13 protein-coding genes and 1 pseudogene are annotated in these 17,651 nt (G+C 71.9%); 2 read left to right on the top strand and 12 right to left on the bottom strand.

Translation table 11 applies throughout. The annotated features are described in order from the left end of the window. Positions 1–201: 201 nt before the first annotated feature. From ACWCP0_RS36470 to ACWCP0_RS36425, 10 genes are all read right to left on the bottom strand, one after another. Positions 202–1,206, bottom strand: coding sequence for a sugar phosphate isomerase/epimerase family protein (locus ACWCP0_RS36470; RefSeq protein WP_451083044.1), 1,005 nt, complete (start codon positions 1,204–1,206; stop codon positions 202–204). A 13-nt stretch (positions 1,207–1,219) separates the two neighbouring features. After that, entirely contained in the window at positions 1,220–2,416 is a 1,197-nt protein-coding gene (locus ACWCP0_RS36465) for a Gfo/Idh/MocA family protein (RefSeq protein ID WP_451083043.1), read from the bottom strand. 47 nt (positions 2,417–2,463) lie between these two features. Next, positions 2,464–3,510 (bottom strand): substrate-binding domain-containing protein, encoded by a 1,047-nt coding sequence (locus ACWCP0_RS36460; protein WP_451083042.1) that lies wholly within the window; start codon positions 3,508–3,510, stop codon positions 2,464–2,466. Positions 3,511–3,579: 69 nt separating this feature from the next. Next, positions 3,580–4,611: an ABC transporter permease gene (locus ACWCP0_RS36455; protein ID WP_451083041.1), complete on the bottom strand. Its 1,032-nt coding sequence runs from the start codon at positions 4,609–4,611 to the stop codon at positions 3,580–3,582. Continuing rightward, positions 4,608–6,146: a sugar ABC transporter ATP-binding protein gene (locus tag ACWCP0_RS36450; protein ID WP_451083040.1), complete on the bottom strand. Its 1,539-nt coding sequence runs from the start codon at positions 6,144–6,146 to the stop codon at positions 4,608–4,610. The genes ACWCP0_RS36455 and ACWCP0_RS36450 overlap by 4 nt, the downstream gene beginning before the upstream one ends. A gap of 134 nt (positions 6,147–6,280) precedes the next feature. Further along, complete coding sequence (locus ACWCP0_RS36445; protein ID WP_351222941.1) at positions 6,281–7,462, bottom strand: ROK family transcriptional regulator; 1,182 nt, start codon at positions 7,460–7,462, stop codon at positions 6,281–6,283. Positions 7,463–8,028: 566 nt separating this feature from the next. After that, positions 8,029–10,830, bottom strand: coding sequence for a SpoIIE family protein phosphatase (locus ACWCP0_RS36440; RefSeq protein ID WP_451083039.1), 2,802 nt, complete (start codon positions 10,828–10,830; stop codon positions 8,029–8,031). A gap of 676 nt (positions 10,831–11,506) precedes the next feature. Further along, positions 11,507–12,181 carry a GntR family transcriptional regulator gene (locus tag ACWCP0_RS36435; protein WP_351222859.1) on the bottom strand — a complete coding sequence of 225 codons (675 nt, stop codon included), beginning with the start codon at positions 12,179–12,181 and terminating at the stop codon, positions 11,507–11,509. A 70-nt stretch (positions 12,182–12,251) separates the two neighbouring features. Beyond that, positions 12,252–13,199, bottom strand: coding sequence for a beta-ketoacyl-ACP synthase III (locus ACWCP0_RS36430; protein ID WP_451083038.1), 948 nt, complete (start codon positions 13,197–13,199; stop codon positions 12,252–12,254). Between the two features lie 191 nt (positions 13,200–13,390). After that, positions 13,391–13,768 carry a VOC family protein gene (locus tag ACWCP0_RS36425; protein ID WP_451083037.1) on the bottom strand — a complete coding sequence of 126 codons (378 nt, stop codon included), beginning with the start codon at positions 13,766–13,768 and terminating at the stop codon, positions 13,391–13,393. Positions 13,769–13,950: 182 nt separating this feature from the next. On the opposite strand from ACWCP0_RS36425, the gene ACWCP0_RS36420 reads away from it, so the two are divergent. Both ACWCP0_RS36420 and fdhD read left to right on the top strand, forming a co-directional pair. Further along, positions 13,951–14,202 carry a 2-dehydropantoate 2-reductase N-terminal domain-containing protein gene (locus ACWCP0_RS36420; RefSeq protein WP_451083036.1) on the top strand — a complete coding sequence of 84 codons (252 nt, stop codon included), beginning with the start codon at positions 13,951–13,953 and terminating at the stop codon, positions 14,200–14,202. A 5-nt stretch (positions 14,203–14,207) separates the two neighbouring features. Next, complete coding sequence (fdhD, locus tag ACWCP0_RS36415) at positions 14,208–15,047, top strand: formate dehydrogenase accessory sulfurtransferase FdhD (RefSeq protein WP_451083035.1); 840 nt, start codon at positions 14,208–14,210, stop codon at positions 15,045–15,047. A gap of 82 nt (positions 15,048–15,129) precedes the next feature. On the opposite strand, the pseudogene ACWCP0_RS36410 reads toward fdhD, so the two are convergent. Next, positions 15,130–15,422, bottom strand: a pseudogene (locus ACWCP0_RS36410) (histidinol-phosphatase); the annotation flags it as partial. Between the two features lie 219 nt (positions 15,423–15,641). After that, positions 15,642–17,516 carry a LamG-like jellyroll fold domain-containing protein gene (locus ACWCP0_RS36405; RefSeq protein ID WP_451083034.1) on the bottom strand — a complete coding sequence of 625 codons (1,875 nt, stop codon included), beginning with the start codon at positions 17,514–17,516 and terminating at the stop codon, positions 15,642–15,644. Positions 17,517–17,651: the final 135 nt, after the last annotated feature.

The following is a 17,651-nucleotide window of genomic DNA, read 5'->3' as shown; positions in this document are numbered from 1 at the left end:
GAGACCCGATCGGAGTCACGCCCCGATCGGGGCTATGTCCTGTACACCTCAGGGACGGTAGCCGGGTTCGTCCTGGGCCGAAAGCCCTTGCACACCAAGTAAGTTGAACTTTCTCCAGGGGCAGGACAAAGCCGGGCAAGGGCAGGCCTGACCGGCCCGGCGGCACGTTTGCCGCCACCGGGCCAGGCCTGCGCCGATGTGCTAGTCGTTGCCTCCGAAAGCGGCGTCGAACGATGCCGACGGCGGATCGAAGTCATATCGCTTCAGCGTGGCAAGCGCTTCCGGAGCGCCCGCCAGCCGGTCCATTCCGGCGTCCTCCCACTCGACCGAGACGGGGCCGTCGTAGCCGATGGACCGCAGCATCCGGAACACGTCCTCCCACGGCACGTCGCCGTGCCCCGCGGACACGAAGTCCCAGCCGCGCCGCGGGTCGCCCCAGGGAAGGTGCGAGCCCAGGCGCCCGTTGCGGCCGTCGAGCCGCCGACGGGCCTCCTTGCAGTCGACGTGGTAGATCCGGTCCCTGAAGTCGTAGAGGAAGCCGACGGGATCGAGGTCCTGCCAGACGAAGTGGCTCGGATCGAAGTTCAGCCCGAAGGCCGGGCGCCGCTCCACCGCCTCCAGCGCGCGGTGCGTGGTCCAGTAGTCGTACGCGATCTCGCTCGGATGGACCTCGTGGGCGAAGCGCACGCCCTCGGCGTCGAAGACGTCGAGGATCGGGTTCCAGCGCTCGGCGAAGTCCTCGTACCCGCGCTCGATCATGCGCTCCGGAACCGGCGGGAACATGGCGACCAGGTGCCAGATCGACGAGCCCGTGAAGCCGATGACGGTACGGACCCCGAAGGCGGCAGCGGCCCGCCCGGTGTCGGCGAGCTCGCGCGCCGCCCGCCGGCGTACGCCCTCGGGCTCGCCGTCGCCCCAGATGCGGGCGGGCACGATCGCCTTGTGCCGCTCGTCGATCGGGTTGTCGCAGACGGCCTGCCCGACGAGGTGGTTGGAGATCGCCCAGCACTTCAGGCCGTACTTGTCGAGCAGCGCCCGGCGCCCGTCCAGGTACGAGGGGTCGGCGAGGGCCTTGTCGACCTCGAAGTGATCGCCCCAGCAGGCGAGTTCGAGGCCGTCGTAGCCGAAGTCACGGGCGAGCCGGCAGACCTCCTCCAGTGGCAGGTCGGCCCACTGGCCGGTGAAGAGGGTGAAGGGACGTGGCACGACGGGGACCTCCTCAGACGGGGACGGCTGTGTAGACGGCGTTCTTCTCCGCGCTCTCCTCCACCGCCGCGAGCACGCGCTGCACCTGCAGCCCGTCGGCGAACGACGGCGCCGGGTCGGTCCCGTCGGCGATGGCGTGCACCAGGTCGCGCGCCTGGTGGGTGAAGGTGTGCTCGTAGCCGAGGGCGTGACCGGGCGGCCACCAGGCCTCCAGATACGGGTGCTCGCCCTCCGTGACCAGGATCCGGCGGAATCCGGAGGAGGCCGCGGGCTCGGTGTGGTCGTGGAACGACAGCTCGTTGAGCCGCTCCAGGTCGAAGGCGAGCGACCCCCGCTGTCCGTTGATCTCGAGCCGCAGGGCGTTCTTGCGGCCCGAGGCCATCCGGGTGGCCTCGAAGGAGGCGAGCGCCCCGGAGGCCAGCCGCCCGGTGAACAGGGCCGCGTCGTCGACGGTGACCGGCCCGCGCGCAAGGCCCCCGGACGCCGTCAGCCCGCTCGCGGCCCCGGCGAGCAGCGGCCTCTCCCGCACGAAGGTCTCGGTGAGCGCCGAGACACCCACCAGCAGTTCTCCTGCCAGATACTGCGCCAGGTCGACAGCGTGCGCCCCCAGATCGCCGAGCGCCCCGGACCCCGCGTGCTCCCGCTCCAGGCGCCAGGTCAGCGGGAAGTCCGGGTCGACGAGCCAGTCCTGCAGATAGGTGACCCGTACGTGGCGGATGGCGCCGAGCCTCCCGTCGGCGATGAGCCGGCGGGCGTACGCGATCGCCGGCACCCGCCGGTAGTTGAAGCCGACCATGGCCACCTGGCCGCGCTCCCGGGCGCGTTCGGCCGCCAAGGCCATGGCCTCGGCCTCGGCGACCGAATTGGCCAGCGGCTTCTCGCACAGGACGTGCTTGCCCGCCTCCAGCGCCGCGATCGCGATCTCCGCATGGCTGTCACCCGGTGTGCAGACGTCGACGAGCTGCACATCGTCCCGGGCCACGAGGGCACGCCAGTCGGTCTCCGCCGCGGCCCAGCCGTGTCTGTGCGCCGCGGCCCGGACGGCGGCCGCGTCACGGCCGCCGATCGCGGCGAGGACCGGCCGCATCGGCAGGTCGTAGACCCGTCCCACGGTGCGCCACCCCTGGGAGTGGGCGGCGCCCATGAACGCGTATCCGACCATGCCGACGCCGAGTGTCGGCGGCGCGGCCTCACTGTCCCTCTGTTCCATACGGGTTCCTCCTCGTCGATTCCTCGGTGGCGGCGGGCCGGGGACGATCAGCTGAAGCCCGTGGGCAGGTACTCGTCGACGTTCTCCTTGGTGACGACAGCCGAGTAGAGGGTCATCGAGGCGGGGATCTCCAGCTCCGACAGTCCGCCGACGCCCTTGCCCTGGCCCAGTGCCCGGGCCAGGTCGATGGCGGAGGCGGCCATCGTCGGCGGGTAGAGGACGGTCGCCTTCAGGACGCCGTTGTCGGCCTTGATGGCGTCCATCGCGGACTTGGCCCCCGCGCCGCCGACCATCAGGAACTCGTCCCGGCCCGCCTGCTGGATGGCGCGCAGGGCGCCCACGCCCTGGTCGTCGTCGTGGTTCCACAGCGCGTCGATCTGCTTCTGCGCCTGGAGCAGCTGGGCCATCTTGGCCTGGCCGGTCTCGACGGTGAACTCGGCGGCCTGGCGGGCCACCTTCGTGATGTTCGGGTAGTTCTTGAGGGCGTCGTCGAAGCCCTGGGTGCGCTGCTTGGTGAGCTCCAGGTTGTCCATTCCGGCGAGTTCGACGACCTTGGCGTTCGGCTTGTCCTTGAGCTGCTCGCCGATGTAGCGGCCGGCGTTGAGGCCCATGCCGTAGTTGTCGCCGCCGATCCAGCAGCGGTACGCCTGCGGGGTCGCGAAGATCCGGTCCAGGTTGATCACCGGGATGCCGGCCTTCATGGCCTGCAGGCCGACCTGTGTGAGGGCCTTGCCGTCGGCCGGCAGGATCACCAGGACGTCGACCTTCTTGTTGATCAGCGTCTGGATCTGGCCGATCTGGATCGCGGTGTCGTTCGAGCCCTCGGTGATCTCCAGGGTCACCTCGGAGTACTTCGCCGCCCGGTCCTTGGCGTTCTGGTTGATCGCGTTGAGCCAGCCGTGGTCGGCCTGGGGTCCTGCGAAGCCGATGGTGACGGGCTTGCCGGGCTTGTCGTCGGCGGCCGGGGCGTTGTTCGTGGCCGTGCCCTGCTTCTTGGGTTCGTTGCTGGTGCAGGCGGTGAGGAGGGCGCCGGCGGAGACGGCGGCGGTGCCGAACAGGAGCCCTCTGCGGCTGGTGGCCGGGATTTCTGGCATGGCGATGAAACCCTTCGGGATCGGGCGTGCGGGGGCGGGTGGTGGGTCGGCGAGGCCGGCAGGAAGCCGTCAGGCCTCGCCGCTGCGCAAGGTGCTGCGCTGGACCAGTACGGCGGCCACGATGATCGCTCCCTTGGCGATCTGCTGGACGGCGCTCTCCAGGTTGTTGAGGGCGAAGATGTTGGTGATGGTGGTGAAGACGAGGACACCGAGCACGGAGCCGACGATGGTGCCGCGGCCGCCGCTCAGCAGGGTGCCGCCGATGATCGCTGCGGCGATGGCGTCGAGTTCGTACAGATTGCCGTTGGTGTTCTGGCCGGAGCCGGACAGGATGATCAGCAGGAAGGCCGCGATGCCGCAGCACAGCCCGGAGAGCAGATAGAGGTAGAGGCGCTGGCGGCGGACGTCGATGCCGGCGAGGCGGGCCGCTTCCGCGTTGCCGCCGACGGCGACGGTGCGGCGTCCGAAGGTCGTGCGGTTCAGCAGCAGCCAGCCGATGACGGTGACGGCGGCGAAGACCAGGACGAGCGGCGGGACGCCGAGGATGTACGAGCTGGGGAGGCCGAGGTCCAGGACCGACGTCACGCTGACGATCTGGGTCTTGCCGTCGGTGAGCTGGAGGGCGAGTCCACGGGCCGACGCGAACATGGCGAGCGTCGCGATGAACGGCACCATCCCGCCGTAGGCGATGAGAAGCCCGTTCACCAGCCCGCAGCCGAGACCCACGACGACCGCGGTGAAGAGGATGCCGGCGAAGCCGTACTCCTGGGTGGCGAGGGTCGTCGCCCACACCGAGGCGAGGGCCACGATCGCGCCGACGGACAGGTCGATCCCGCCGCTGGTGATGACGAAGGTCATGCCGACGGTGACGACACCGATGACGGACGCCTGGGTGAGGACCAGCTGGAGGTTGGACGTGTCCAGGAAGGAGTCGGGATTGGTGATGCCGCCGACCACGACCAGTGCGGCGAGGACGCCGAGGAGGGAGAGGTTGCGCACGTCGGCACGCAGTCCCAGCGCAGGCCGGCCGCCCCTGTCGGGGGTGGACTTGGCCGCGGGCGGCGGCGGTGCCTGCTGAGCCTCGGAGGCAGGCTGCGTCATGAGCTCGGGCTCCCTTCCATCACAAGGTCGAGTACGCGGTGCTCGTCGAGCTCCTCCGCGGGTGCCGTGTGCACGACGTGGCCCTCACGGAGCACCAGCACCCGGTCGGCGAGACCGAGCACTTCGGGAACCTCGCTGGAGACGAGGAGTACGGCGAGGCCGGCGTCGGCGAGCCGGCGGATCACGGCGTACAGCTCGGCGCGGGCGCCGACGTCGACGCCGCGGGTCGGCTCGTCGAGCAGGAGGACCCGGCAGCCGCGGAGCAGCCAGCGGGCGAGGACGGCCTTCTGCTGGTTGCCGCCGGAGAGGGTGCGGATACGGGCGTCGGGGTTGTCGGGGCGCAGGGACAGTTCCCGGGTCGAGCGCCGGGCGGCACGGCGCTCCTCTCCGCGGTCGAGCCAGCCGCCGCGCGAGAAGCGGGAGAGGGAGGAGAGGGACACGTTGCGGGTGACCGATTCGAGCATCAGCAGCGCCTGGGCCTTGCGCTCCTCGGGTGCGAGCCCGAGTCCGGCGCGGACCGCGGAGCGCACGCTGCCGGGTTTGACCGGGCGTCCGTCGACGGTGACCCGGCCCGCGGTGGGCTTCCTGGCTCCGTAGATGGTCTCCAGGATCTCGGAGCGTCCGGAGCCGACGAGTCCGGCGAGTCCGACGATCTCACCCGGGCGCAGTTCGAGGTCGACGGGTGCGAACTCGCCGTCCCTGGCGAGTCCTTCGACGCGCAGCACAGGGGCGCTGTCGGGGGCGCCGTCGGGCCGGTCGGGGAAGACGTACTCGACGTTGCGGCCGGTCATCATGGCGACGATGTCGCGCGTAGGGGTGTCCTTGGCAGGCAGTCCGCCGGCCACCGCCCGGCCGTCCTTGAGGACGGTGACGCGGTCGCCGATGCGGCGGATCTCCTCCAGGCGGTGGGAGATGTAGACGACGGCGACGCCGTCCGCGGTGAGGTCGGCGACGATGCGGAAGAGGTTGGCGGTCTCGTCGGGGTCGAGGGCCGCGGACGGCTCGTCCATCACGATGAGGCGTACGTCGTGGGAGAGTGCGCGGGCCATCGACACGATCTGCTGCTGGGCGGCGGACAGGTCGCCGACGGCGCGTCCGGGGTCGATCTCGGGGTGGCCGAGGCGGCGCAGGAGCGCGGCGGCGGACTGGCGGGCGTCGCGGCCGCGGACGATGAATCCGGCGGTCGTGGGTTCATGGCCGAGGAAGACGTTCTCCGCGACGGACAGGCCTTCGACCAGATCGAGTTCCTGGTAGATGGTGGCGATGCCGAGACGCATGGCCGCGATGGGCGACTTCAGCGACACGGGCTCGCCGCGCCAGGTGATCTCTCCGTCGTCGGGCTGGTGGGCGCCGGCGAGCACCTTGATGAGGGTGGACTTTCCGGCACCGTTCTGGCCGAGGAGGCAGTGCACTTCGCCGGCCTGGACGTCCAGGTCGACGCCCTCGAGGGCGCGGACGCCGGGGAACGACTTGGTGATGCCGGACATGGTGAGGAGCGGTGGTGCGGGCGGTGCCGGCGGTGGTTCTGGTGCCATGGCTTATCCCCTCGGCGGGTGCGGGCCGGTGAGCGGGCAGGTGGAACCAGGTGCGGGTGGTGCGGATCGGCGGGTGGTCCGTGCCCGTCCGTCCCGCCTCGGCGGAGCGGATGCCCACGGACATCGCCGTCGGGTCAGGCCGGGGAGAACAGGTGGTCGCTGATGAGCCGGGCCGCGCCGATCACTCCGGCGGTGGGGCCCAGTTCACCCAGCACGATCGGGAGGTTGCCGGTGGCCAGCGGCAGGGACTGCCGGTAGACCTGGGTGCGGACGCTCGCGAGCAGGGTGTGGCCGAGCCCGGTGACGCCTCCGCCGATCACGACGAGTCCCGGGTTGAAGAAGCTGACGAGGCCGGCGATGACCTGGCCGACGCGGTTGCCGCCCTCGCGGATGAGATCGAGCGCGGTGGCGTCCCCGGCCGCTGCCGCCGCGGCGACATCGACGGCGGTGAGCCTCCCGGCCGTCTCCAGTCGCGCCGCGAGTTCGGGCGACTGTCCCGTACGTGCCGCCTCGTCCGCGTCGCGCGCGAGCGCGGCGCCGCTGAAGTGGGCTTCCAGGCAGCCTCTGTTGCCGCAGGCGCAGGCGCGTCCGTCGGCCTCGACCTGGATGTGGCCGATGTCGCCGGCGCTTCCGGTCGTCCCCCGGTAGACCTCGCCGCCGACGACGATGCCGCAGCCGATGCCCGTGCCGATCTTGACGCAGAGGAAGTCGCCGACGGAGCGCGCGACTCCGGCGTGCTGCTCCCCCATCGCCATCAGGTTCACGTCGTTGTCGACCATGACGGGGCAGCCCAGTTCCTGGCTGAGCGCCTCGCGGACCGGGAAGCCGTCCCAGCCGGGCATGATCGGCGGCGCCACGGGGACGCCTTCGGGGAACCGGACGGGCCCCGGGACCCCGATCCCGGCTCCGTCGAAGCCCTCGGCGAGCCCGGACACCTTGAGCTTGGCGGCCATCGCGAGGACCTGCTCGAAGACGGCGACCGGGCCTTCGCGGACGTCCATCGGGTGATTGAGGTGGCCGAGGACCTCCAGTTCGGCGTTGGTGACGGCGACATCGACCGACGTGGCGCCGATGTCGACGCCCAGGAAGCGCAGATTGGGCGCGAGCCGGATGTTGTGCGAGCGCCGTCCGCCGCGGGACGCGGCGAGCCCGTCCGCGACGACGAGTCCGGTCTCCAGCAGCCGGTCGACCTCGACGGCGAGCTTGGAGCGCGAGAGGTCGACCAGATCGCCCAGCTGGGCCCGGGAGTTGGGGCCGCCGTCGCGCAACAGCCGCAGCAGCCGCGCCTGATGCGCATTGGCGGGTCGCGCCGTCATGCGTCTCACGTGCCCCTCCCCTCCCCCGGCCTTCGGCATGGGGAATCCCGCATGGCCTGTGCCGTCGGGCTTTCGAGGGGAAGTTAGCAGCGCCGTCCTCGACTGGGAAGAAGTTGCGCAGGAATCCCCCGCAACTTTCTCCACACCCAGGACAAAGCCGAACGGTGTCAGCCACTCGGGGCAGCGATTCGGGCCACCTGGGCAGGCCTCAGCGCCGATGCGGGCCCGGATGCCGGAGTACAAGTGACGGCGACGGCACAGGCTGCTGTGGTGGTCCCATGTCTCCTCCCACCGGCGCCGAGGCCGCCGCGTCACGACACAGCTCATCGGGCCGGTCGCGGTGCCGGTGGTGACGCTGTCAGCCGAAGCACGACGGGCCGACCACCCCACGGCCGTCGCGGGCGCGGACGACCGGACCGCGACCTGACGATCTCGCCCACGACCTGAGCGACGACCTCCGCGCACCGTCGCCCAGTGGGCCGAGGCGCACGCCGACGCGTTCAGGGTGGTCCGAGCGGATCCGGGCGGGACGCCGGGCGGCGGCGCGGCAACGCAGGTGCGCGTCCTCAGCCGCAGCCAGAGTCGGGGTCGGGGCCGGAGTCGGGGCCGGGGCCGGAGTCGGAGTCGGGGCCGGGGCCGGAGTCGGGGCCGGAGTCGGGGCCGGAGTCGGGGCCGGAGTCGGGGCCGGAGTCGGGGCTGGAGTCGGGGCCGGAGCCGGAGCCGCCGAGCGTCCTGTCCGCGTGCCGCTCCGACCAGCGAGCGGTGAGCAGCAGCGCGATGTCGTCGGGGCGGTCCTCGGCCTGGCGTGCCTCGCGGATGAGGCGGTCCGCGGCGTCGGTGAGACTGCTGCCGCCGGCCCGGGCGAGGGTGGCGCGCAGCCGCTCGATGCCGTAGTCGATGTCCGTACCCGGCCGTTCGATCAGCCCGTCGGTGTACAGGGCCAGCACCGCCCCGGGTTCGACGGTGAGATCGCTGACGGGGTACCTCTCCTCCGCGTCGACGCCCAGGACGATCCCGCCGGGCAGGTCGAGGACCTCGGTGCGGCCTTCGGGGCTGCGCAGCAGCGGCTGCGGATGCCCGGCGCGCACGGCCTGGGCGGCCCCGGTCGCCGGGTCCAGCCGGACGTAGCAGCAGGTGGCGAACTGGCCGGGGTCGAGGTCGATGAGCAGCCGGTTGGTGCCGCTCATCACCTCCTCGGGCTCACGGTCGGCGAGCGCGAACGCCCTCACGGCGCTGCGCAGTTGCCCCATGGTGGCAGCGGCCGCCACGCCGTGTCCCTGCACGTCCCCCACGACGAGGACAAGGCCGGGGCCGGTCTCGATGACGTCGTACCAGTCCCCGCCGACGTCCATGCCCTGAGTGCCGGGGAGATAGCGCGCGACGGTCTCCACGAAGTCGGGCTCGGGCAGCCTGCGCGGCAGCAGGGCGTCCTGGAGGCCGCGCGCGAGCGCCGCCTCCGTGTCGTACCGCTGGGCACGGGCGAGCGCCTGGGCGATGAGTCCGGCGAGAGCGGTGAGGACCGTACGCTCCTCCGGTGCGAAGCCCCGTGGCTGGTCGAAGCCGAGGATGCAGGTGCCGATCGGGCGGCCGGACGCGATGAGCGGCAGGAAGGCGCGGGCTCCGACGGAGGCGTCCATCAGGATGCCCGGATACGCCGCTGCGAGCTGGTCCATGGACTCGAAGAAGATCGGCCGACCGGTGGTGAGCGTCTCGACACCGGGCAGGCGGGCGTCGAGCCCTACTCCCTCGAAGGGTTCCAGGAAGCCCGGCGGGAAGCCGGTCTCCCAGGCCAGGTAGAGATGCCGCTCGTGCAGGACGTATATGGCGAGTTGGCGGCCGCCGAAGGCGGGCAGCAGTTCCTCGGTGACGACGGCCGACACCTGGCGTGCGGTGACGGCCTCGGTCAGGGCGATGGCCAGGGCGACCGGGCGGTACAGCGCGGAGGCCCGGTCGCCCGGGGAGGCGAACGGGCCGATCCCGGCCCCGGGCCTGCTGACGGAACCGGGCTCGTAGCTGGGGCGTTCCAGGGCCGATACCTGTCCCGTCACGCCGAGGTGGCCGGGATAGAGCGCCACGCCGATCCACTCGCCCGCCGGACGGCGGGCCTGGAACTGGACGGGTTCGTCGGACAGGAGCGACGCCCGGTAGTAGTCCTCGTAGGCGGGCTTGCCGAGCCAGGGCACGGCCTCCCACAGGACCCGCCCGGTCAGTTCGAGGCGGGTGCCGCCGAGCAGTGCCTGTGCCTTGCGGTTGACATAGGTGATCCGGCCGGACCGGTCGAGGGCGAAGAGGCCGCCGGGCAGCCGGTCACCCGCCTCACCCGCGGCCGCTGCGGAACCGAGATCGACGAGGAAGCCGGTCAGCCGGTAGCCGTCGTCGCCGCGGGCCCCGCGGCCACCTGCGATGTCGCTTTTGGCGTCGCCTTTGGTATCGCCTTTGGTATCGCTACTGGTGTCGCCTTTGCTCGCGTTCTTGGCGTCACCACCGGTCAGGGCGGGCCCGCGCACCGACCTCCCCGTGAACTCCACCAGCGATGCCGTGCCGTCGGAGCGCAGGAGGCGCATCCTGCGGCTCACCACCCGGCCGTTGGGGTTGGCCTCGTGCGCGACGGCCCACAGCTGGGGCACGTCCTCGGGGGCCAGGCTCTCGGCCAGCGCGTCGATGGTGCCGGGGAAACGCGCCGGGTCGGTGCGGAGGATGTCGCACAGGTCGGCGTCCGCGGTCAGGGCGCCGCTGCCGATGTCCCAGTCGAAATGGCCGATACGGAGCGAGGGCCGGGTGATCTCCGGGGCCTGGGTGAGGATCGGCTCGTCGCACCACTCCACGCGCGAGCCGCCCGTCTCGATCCGGGCGAGGTTGCCTGCGAGCTGCCGGGCGGATGTGTCGAGCCGGTCGATGTCGGACTGGCCGACCGGGCGGCCGGGCGTCGCGGGGCGGAGGACGACGAAGACCCCGAACCGGTCGCGGCCGCTGGTGACGGGCGCGTACATCGAGCCGAACGGGAACGGGAGCCCGGCCATGAGCTGCGGGAATCGGCGCATGGCCTCCTCGGCGTCGGCGAGGTGGATGGCCTGGCCCGAGCGGAAGCACTCCGCGACGGGGAAGGGGCGGTTCACGTGCATGCGCCACCACGGGCGGAACAGTTCTCCCGGCAGCCCCACGAGCACTCCGAGCCGAAGGAGCCCTGGTGTCTCCGAGCGCAGATACACCCCACCGGCGTGGCCTCCGACCGCGCCGATGGCCTTGACCGCGGCCTCGGCGAGCGCCTGGCCGAGCTCGTCCGAGCCGGGGACAGCGCTGTTGCTCGTCCCGCGCTTCGGCCCGCGGCGCCGGGACGGGCCGGGCCTGGCCGCGCCGTACCAGGTCACACAGCAAGGATGCGCCCGGGGACGACCGCCCCGCACCTCAGGGTGCCGTAGGCGGGGGCCTTTCCCCTTCCCGCACCTGGGACTCCGCCCCGGCCCCCCTTCGCCCTGTGGGCATGGGGGCTCCTCCATCGGCGGGACTCCTTTTCGGCGCGTCTGGCGTCGAGGCCACGCACACCACACCCGTTTCGGCGCCTGAGGCCGGCCACCCGGCCCGTACGGGGCGGACCTCAAGCCCGTCCGACACTCGAGGATGGACATCCCGGACCACGACCCGGTACCGGGCACACACCCAGCCCGCCCGGTGCTCGAGGACGAACACCACCGACCACCAACCCGTAGGCGATACACTCCAGCCGGTCCGGCGCTCGAGGACCCACACCCAGGGCCACGACCCGGTACCGGGCACACACAGCCCGCCCGGCGCTCGAGGACGAACACCACCGACCACCAACCCGTAGGCGGTGCACTCCGAGCCGGTCCGGCGCTCGAGGACGAACACCGCGGACCACCAACCCGTAGGCGGTGCACTCCAAGCCGGTCCGGTGCTCGAGGACGGACACCGGCTCGCCGGCGCGTACGGGCGGACTCCAACCCCGTCCCGCGCTTGAGGACGGACGCGCCGACCCGACCCACCGATACCGGGCTGGGGCGGCGCCCCGCCCGCAGGGGGTCGTGCTCAGGCCTCGCGCTGGTGGTACGTGCGGCGCGTGTGTTCCGTGTGCGCGCGCATGATCTCCGTCGCGCGCTGTTCGTCGCGCGCCGAGATCGCCGCGATCAGCTCCCGGTGCTCGATCCAGGACTGCTTTCCGCGCTGCCGGGCGACCGGCGTGTAGTACCAGCGGACGCGGCGGTCCACCTGCCCCGCCAGCTCGGCGAGGACGACATTGCCGGCGAGCTCCATCACCTTGGCGTGGAAGGCTGCGTTGGTCGCGACCGCCAGGTCCACGTCGTCGTCCGCGACGGCCTGCTCGCCCCTGGCGCAGAGCTCTTCGAGCGCCGCGATGCCCGCCGAGCCGGAGTTGGCCGCGGCCTGCCGGGCGGCTTCGGCCTCCAGGAGCGTACGGACCGAGAGCAGCTGGTCGGCCTCCTCATCGGTCGGCTCATGCACGAACGCGCCCTGCGCCGGGCGCAGATCGACCCAGCCCTCGGTGTTGAGGCGCTGGAGCGCCTCACGGACGGGCTGGCGCGACACACCGAGGTGGCCGGCGAGTTCGCTCTCGACCAGGTGCTGACCGGGGCGCAGTGCCCGCGTGGTGATGAGCTCGAGCAGCGCCTCGTACACACGCTCGCGCAGCGGGCCCGGGCGCTCCAGCCTGGGCACGGCTCCTTGCGGAAGTCCTGCGGACAACATCGCTTCCCCTCCGTGCGATCGGTCAACCGCCCGATTGGCTGTCGTCTACAGTCTACCGAGTCCAATCCGGTTACGGACAGTGCACAACCTGCCCCGCATAGGAAAGATTGCCACCGAAACCGAAGAGCAGCGCCGGCGCACCCGACACCACCTCGCCGCGCTCCACCAGCTTGGACAGGGCCATCGGGATCGAGGCGGCCGACGTGTTGCCGGACTCGACGACATCGCGGGCGACGACCGCGTTCACCGCGCCGATCCGCTGGGCGACGGGCTCGATGATCCGCAGGTTCGCCTGGTGCAGGACGACGGCGGCGAGGTCCTCGGGCGCGATCCCGGCCCGTTCGCACACGGCGCGGGCGATCGGCGGGAGCTGGGTGGTGGCCCAGCGGTAGACGGCCTGGCCCTCCTGCGCGAAGCGGGGCGGCGTGCCCTCGATCCGTACCGCGTTCCCCATTTCCGGGACCGAGCCCCACAGCACCGGCCCGATACCCGGCGCCGCGTCCCCCTCGCACGCCTCGACCACCGCTGCGCCCGCGCCGTCGCCGACGAGGACGCAGGTGGAGCGGTCGGTCCAGTCGGCGACATCGGACATCTTGTCGGCGCCGATGACCAGGGCACGGGTGGCGGACCCGGCCCGTACGGCGTGGTCGGCGGTGGCCAGGGCATGGGTGAAGCCGGCGCAGACGACGTTGAGGTCCATGGTTGCGGGCGAGGTCATGCCGAGCCGGGCGGCGACGCGTGCCGCGGTGTTCGGGGAGCGGTCGGTCGCGGTGGAGGTGGCGACGAGGACCAGGTCGATGTCGGCGGGCGCGAGGCCGGCCGAGGCGAGCGCCTTCGCTGCGGCGTGGGCGGCCAGCTCGTCCACCGGCTCGTCGGGACCTGCCACATGGCGGGTTCTGATCCCGACGCGGCTGGTGATCCACTCGTCACTGGTGTCGACCATGGCCGCCAGGTCGTCGTTGGTGAGCACTCTGGCGGGCTGGTAGTGCCCGAGCGCGGCGATACGCGTGCCGGTCATGCCCGGGGACCCCCTTTGCTGTCGACATCAGGAGCCTTCCAGTGTCGCCTGCGACTCATGGGTACGAGGTGAGCCGAACAGACAGGAATCGCCTCGCGATCTTGGAGACTCCGTCAGCCTGCTTGGAGACTCCGTCAGCCTGGGGGACTCCGTAGGCTCTCGGCGGGAGTCTCTCGGCCCTGGGGACCTCGTCACCCGACCGTGCCGCCCGTAGGTGGCTGGTGCACGCCGAAGGGCGAGCCCTGGTCGTCGCGGCAGAAACGGAAGCGCCCGAAGCGGGCGACGGTCTCCGGGTCCTCGGCAGCCCCGCCGGGCCCGGGTTCGACGGTGCCGCCGAGCGCCACGACGCGGGCGAGCGCGATGTCGAGGTCGTCGACCTTGAAGAAGACGTACGGGCTCGCCTCGGCGTCGGCACCATGGACACCGCCCGGGACGTTCGGCGTACGGACCGAGAAGCCGGTCCCCGGCGGAACCGCCTCGAAGGTCCACCCGAAGAGGCCGCCGTAGAAGACGCGGGCCTTCTGCGGGTCCTCCACCCCCAGTTCGAAGAAGGAGATCTCCCCGGCCATCGCTGACTCCTCTTCCGGTCGGCGGAGCTGTCGGTCTCCACGCTGCCACACGCCTTGTCCGCAGCAAATCCATACTGTAGACAATGTATCGCCGACAGGTTCGGACAGGACGTGCCCTCGCGCCGCCTGATCCGTCCTTGCAGCACCGCAACCCGGTTCCCTCGACCGAACGGAGAGCCCACGTGAAAGCCACGGTCGCCGGCGCCGGAGCGATCGGCGCCCGCGTCGGAGCCGCTCTCCAGCGCGCCGGAGACGACGTCCCTCTCATCCGCCGTGGACCGCATCCGGCGGCCCTGGGGCAGCACGGTGTCCGGGGGCACGTCCAGGACAATGACCTCGTCCAGGTCACCTCGCCGCACGACAACCAGGTGACCCACGGCACGCTCTGCATCAAGGGCCGCTTCGGCTTCCACCACGTACAGAACCGGGACTGATCATCATGGGACGGGTCACCGAGCGCCGCCGCACCGTACGGGTCAGGGGCGGGTCCGTGTCCGCCAGGCCGGACACCCTGGTGGCCGAGGAGCCGCTGGAGATCCGGCTGAACGGCCGCCCGCTGGCGATCACCATGCGCACCCCGGGCGACGACTTCGCGCTCGCAGCGGGCTTCCTGGTCAGCGAGGGCGTGATCGGCACAGCGGCCGAAGTCCGGTCGATCGTGTACTGCGCCGGCGCGAAGGACGACGGGTCGAACACGTACAACGTGGTCGACGTGCAGCTCGCGCCCGGCGTGCCCGTCCCGGACATCACCCTCGAGCGCAATGTGTACACGACGTCGTCGTGCGGCCTGTGCGGCAAGGCGAGCCTCGACGCCGTGCGCACCACCACCCGCCACCCGATCGCCGACGCTCCCCCGGTCCGGGTCGAGCCCGAGCTGCTGTCCGGCCTGCCCGACCGGCTGCGGGCGGCGCAGCGGGTCTTCGACCGGACGGGAGGGCTGCACGCCGCCGCGCTGTTCTCGGAAGAGGGCGAACTGCTCGACGTCCGTGAGGACGTGGGACGGCACAACGCCGTCGACAAGCTGGTCGGCCGGGCGCTGCGCGAGGATCTGCTCCCGCTGTCGCGGGCGATCCTGCTGGTGTCGGGCCGGGCGTCGTTCGAGCTGGCACAGAAGGCCGTGATGGCCGGCATCCCGGTGCTGGCCGCAGTCTCCGCCCCGTCGTCGCTGGCCGTGGATCTGGCGGCGGAGACCGGACTGACGCTGGTCGGGTTCCTGCGCGGACCCGACATGAACGTGTACGCGGGCGAGGAGCGCATCGCCCTGCATACGGGGGTGTGACCGGGCCCGGCCGGCGGGGAGCGCCCCCTGCGCCGGCCGGGTCCTCTTCCCTTCCCGGTGGCCGTACTGCCCGGACCGACTGTCCGGCGACGTCGATGAACTCCGGGTTCGTGCAGCACCATGTGTGCAGCCACGGTCGCCGTTGCCGGGCTCGTGCGCGATCGGCCCGTGCGGGTCGACCGCGGCCCCGAGGAGACCTGGGCCGTTGCGACTGCCGTCGCTGCCGCGGAGACGTACGCAGCAGGACTCCTCCACGCGGCCGAGCGGGATCCGCAGCGTGTACCGGCCTCGGCGGCCAAGGACATCGGCGGTGTGCACGACCCGGGCGTCGGGGGCGCGCCACGCGTCGCGGTCGGCGGCGGGGCCGCGGACCGCGCGGCCCCGTGTGCCTCGGCCAGGACCGGCGCCGGCGCGGACGCGGCGGTGCAGGCCGCGCCCGCGAAGGCTGCGCCGTACGGGCCTGCGCGGCGCAGAAGGCTGCGGTGGCTGAGGCCCTGCGCGTCGAGTGCCTCGGCGGGGACATGGGGGTCGGCCCAGCGCGGCAGGGATTGGCGTGTGTGTACGGTTTCTCCTCGAGTGAGCCGGGCCGGTGACCTACGCGTTCATGAACGCGCCGACGGGCAGAGCGCGTTCGGCGATGCGGACGTCACCGATCCAGCCGTGGAAGAGCTGGTCGAGTACGCCCCCGTACTCGTAGCCGCCGAGCAGCCAGGAGAGACCGAGGGTCGTCAGGCCGTTGGTCGCCGTGGCGGGGTTGCGGGCGACCGGGCAGCCGTCGACGTACATCGTGGTGCTGCGGCCGTCGTTGACCACGGCGACGTGCCACCAGTGGTCGAGCGGGAGTTCGTGACCCCAGTTGGAGACGAGCGACTTCTGGTTCAGGGGTGCGGCCGCCCACTGGAGGGCGTGGCCGTCGGAGAGGGAGAGGGTGACGACGGGCTCGTCGGGGTCTCCGGTCTTTCCGGCAGCGGCGAGGGTGCCCTGGCGGCTGAGGATCCCCGACCAGGCGTGCTGGGAGCCGGACCAGTCGGCGGGCAGCTTGAAGAACGCCTCGACGGTGTAGCCGGAGCGGAACGTCGCGGTGCTCAGCGGGGCGCCCTTCACGGTCTGCAGGAAGGCGCCGCGCAGCGGACGCTTGTTCCCGTCGAAGTAGAGGCTGCCGTGACCGGGCTGGTCGGGGTGGTGCTCGGCGGACCAGCGCAGGGCGTCGGCGGGGCTGCCGGGGACGGCGCCGCGGGTGAGGTCGTTGCCGTGGCCGGAGAGGTCGGGGACGCGGAGGGTCTCGGCGGCGGAGGTGCCGTCCGCGTGGCCCGTGTCGAAGCGCCAGTACGCCACGGTGCCGGGCACCAGCATGCGGTGGGCGGGGCGGGAGCTCCGCGGCGGCACCGGTGCGAAGCCGGCGAAGCGCTTCTCGAAGTCGATCGCGACGGAGAACCGGTCCTCGGGGCCGGTCAGTTCGGTCTCCTGGAGCGCGAGGGCGTTGGCCTTGTCGCGGGCGGCGCGCTCGAGCTGCCACGGGGAGAGGGTGGAGACGTCGATCGTGTTCCGGTCGAGGTCGAAGCGGTAGAGGCGGATCATCGCGCTGCCGCCGAAGTACCGGTCCTGGTAGTTGGTGAGGTGCAGATGCACGTCGTGGCCCGCGTCGTTCGTGCGGGTGGTGCGGGCGGCGGGCCAGTAGTGGCCGTTCAGGGTGAGGAATATCTGGTCGTTGCCGGCGATCAGCTCGTCCCAGAGCCGCTGCCCGTACGGGGAGAGCCGGGCCTCCTCGCCCGGGTTCTCGCCGAACACGAGGTCATGGGTGGTGAGGATGACCGGGCTCTCCGGGTGCTGCGCGACCACCTCGTTCGCCCAGGCGAAACCGGCGGCGGACATGCGCCAGTCGAGGGCGAGGACCAGCCAGTCACGGCCCGCGGCGCGGAAGAGGTGGTACGTGTTGTAGCCGTCGGGCGAGGCTCCGCCGAAGGTGGGCAGCCGGCGCATCCGGCGCGGGCCGAAGGCGTCGAGGTAGGGGCTGGGGCCGCGCTGGTCGTCGGTGGAGGAGACGATGTCGTGGTTGCCGGCGAGCACGCTGTACCCGGCGCGGCGGTGGTCGAGCAGCTCGAACACCTCGCTCAGCGGGGCGAATTCCTCCTGCCGGCCGTTCTCCACGAGGTCACCCAGGTGGGACAGGAAGACGATGTTCTCGTCCCGGGCGCGGTCGAGGACATACCGCAGCGACGCCTCGACGGGCTCCGGGTTGATGCTCGCGCCGTCGAACAGGTACTGGGTGTCGGGCATCACGACGACGGTGAAGCTGCGGCGGTCGGGGTCCGGGCGCGAGCCGGACCCGGCAACGTTGTCGGACGCTGCGGCGGCCCCGGCCGCGACGGCGGTCCCGGCACCTGCTGTCCCGGCTGTCCCGGCGGCGAGGGCGGTGAGCCCGGCAGCGGCGAGGAAGGTACGCCGACCGGCGGGAAGCGGACTGCTCATGTAGGTCTCCGGGCACTGGACGGGCTTGACGGGGTGCACGCTAGACGAGTCATTCCGAATGATCGTTAGTGGTCGTAGGCGGTCAGGGATCGCGTGACCGGCTGGCCGGTCTTGTGGTTGTGCCAGATCGCCGCG

The organism is Streptomyces sp. NPDC001970, assembly GCF_053594115.1.
This window is presented reverse-complemented; position numbering and strand designations above follow the sequence as displayed.

Coding starts and splice junctions, on each gene's coding strand:
- ACWCP0_RS36465 (WP_451083043.1), bottom strand. CDS start 2,416: ATGGAACAGAGGGACAGTGAGGCCGCGCCGCCGACACTCGGCGTCGGC.
- ACWCP0_RS36460 (WP_451083042.1), bottom strand. CDS start 3,510: ATGCCAGAAATCCCGGCCACCAGCCGCAGAGGGCTCCTGTTCGGCACC.
- ACWCP0_RS36455 (WP_451083041.1), bottom strand. CDS start 4,611: ATGACGCAGCCTGCCTCCGAGGCTCAGCAGGCACCGCCGCCGCCCGCG.
- ACWCP0_RS36450 (WP_451083040.1), bottom strand. CDS start 6,146: ATGGCACCAGAACCACCGCCGGCACCGCCCGCACCACCGCTCCTCACC.
- ACWCP0_RS36445 (WP_351222941.1), bottom strand. CDS start 7,462: ATGACGGCGCGACCCGCCAATGCGCATCAGGCGCGGCTGCTGCGGCTG.
- ACWCP0_RS36435 (WP_351222859.1), bottom strand. CDS start 12,181: ATGTTGTCCGCAGGACTTCCGCAAGGAGCCGTGCCCAGGCTGGAGCGC.
- ACWCP0_RS36430 (WP_451083038.1), bottom strand. CDS start 13,199: ATGACCGGCACGCGTATCGCCGCGCTCGGGCACTACCAGCCCGCCAGA.
- ACWCP0_RS36425 (WP_451083037.1), bottom strand. CDS start 13,768: ATGGCCGGGGAGATCTCCTTCTTCGAACTGGGGGTGGAGGACCCGCAG.
- fdhD (WP_451083035.1), top strand. CDS start 14,208: ATGGGACGGGTCACCGAGCGCCGCCGCACCGTACGGGTCAGGGGCGGG.
- ACWCP0_RS36405 (WP_451083034.1), bottom strand. CDS start 17,516: ATGAGCAGTCCGCTTCCCGCCGGTCGGCGTACCTTCCTCGCCGCTGCC.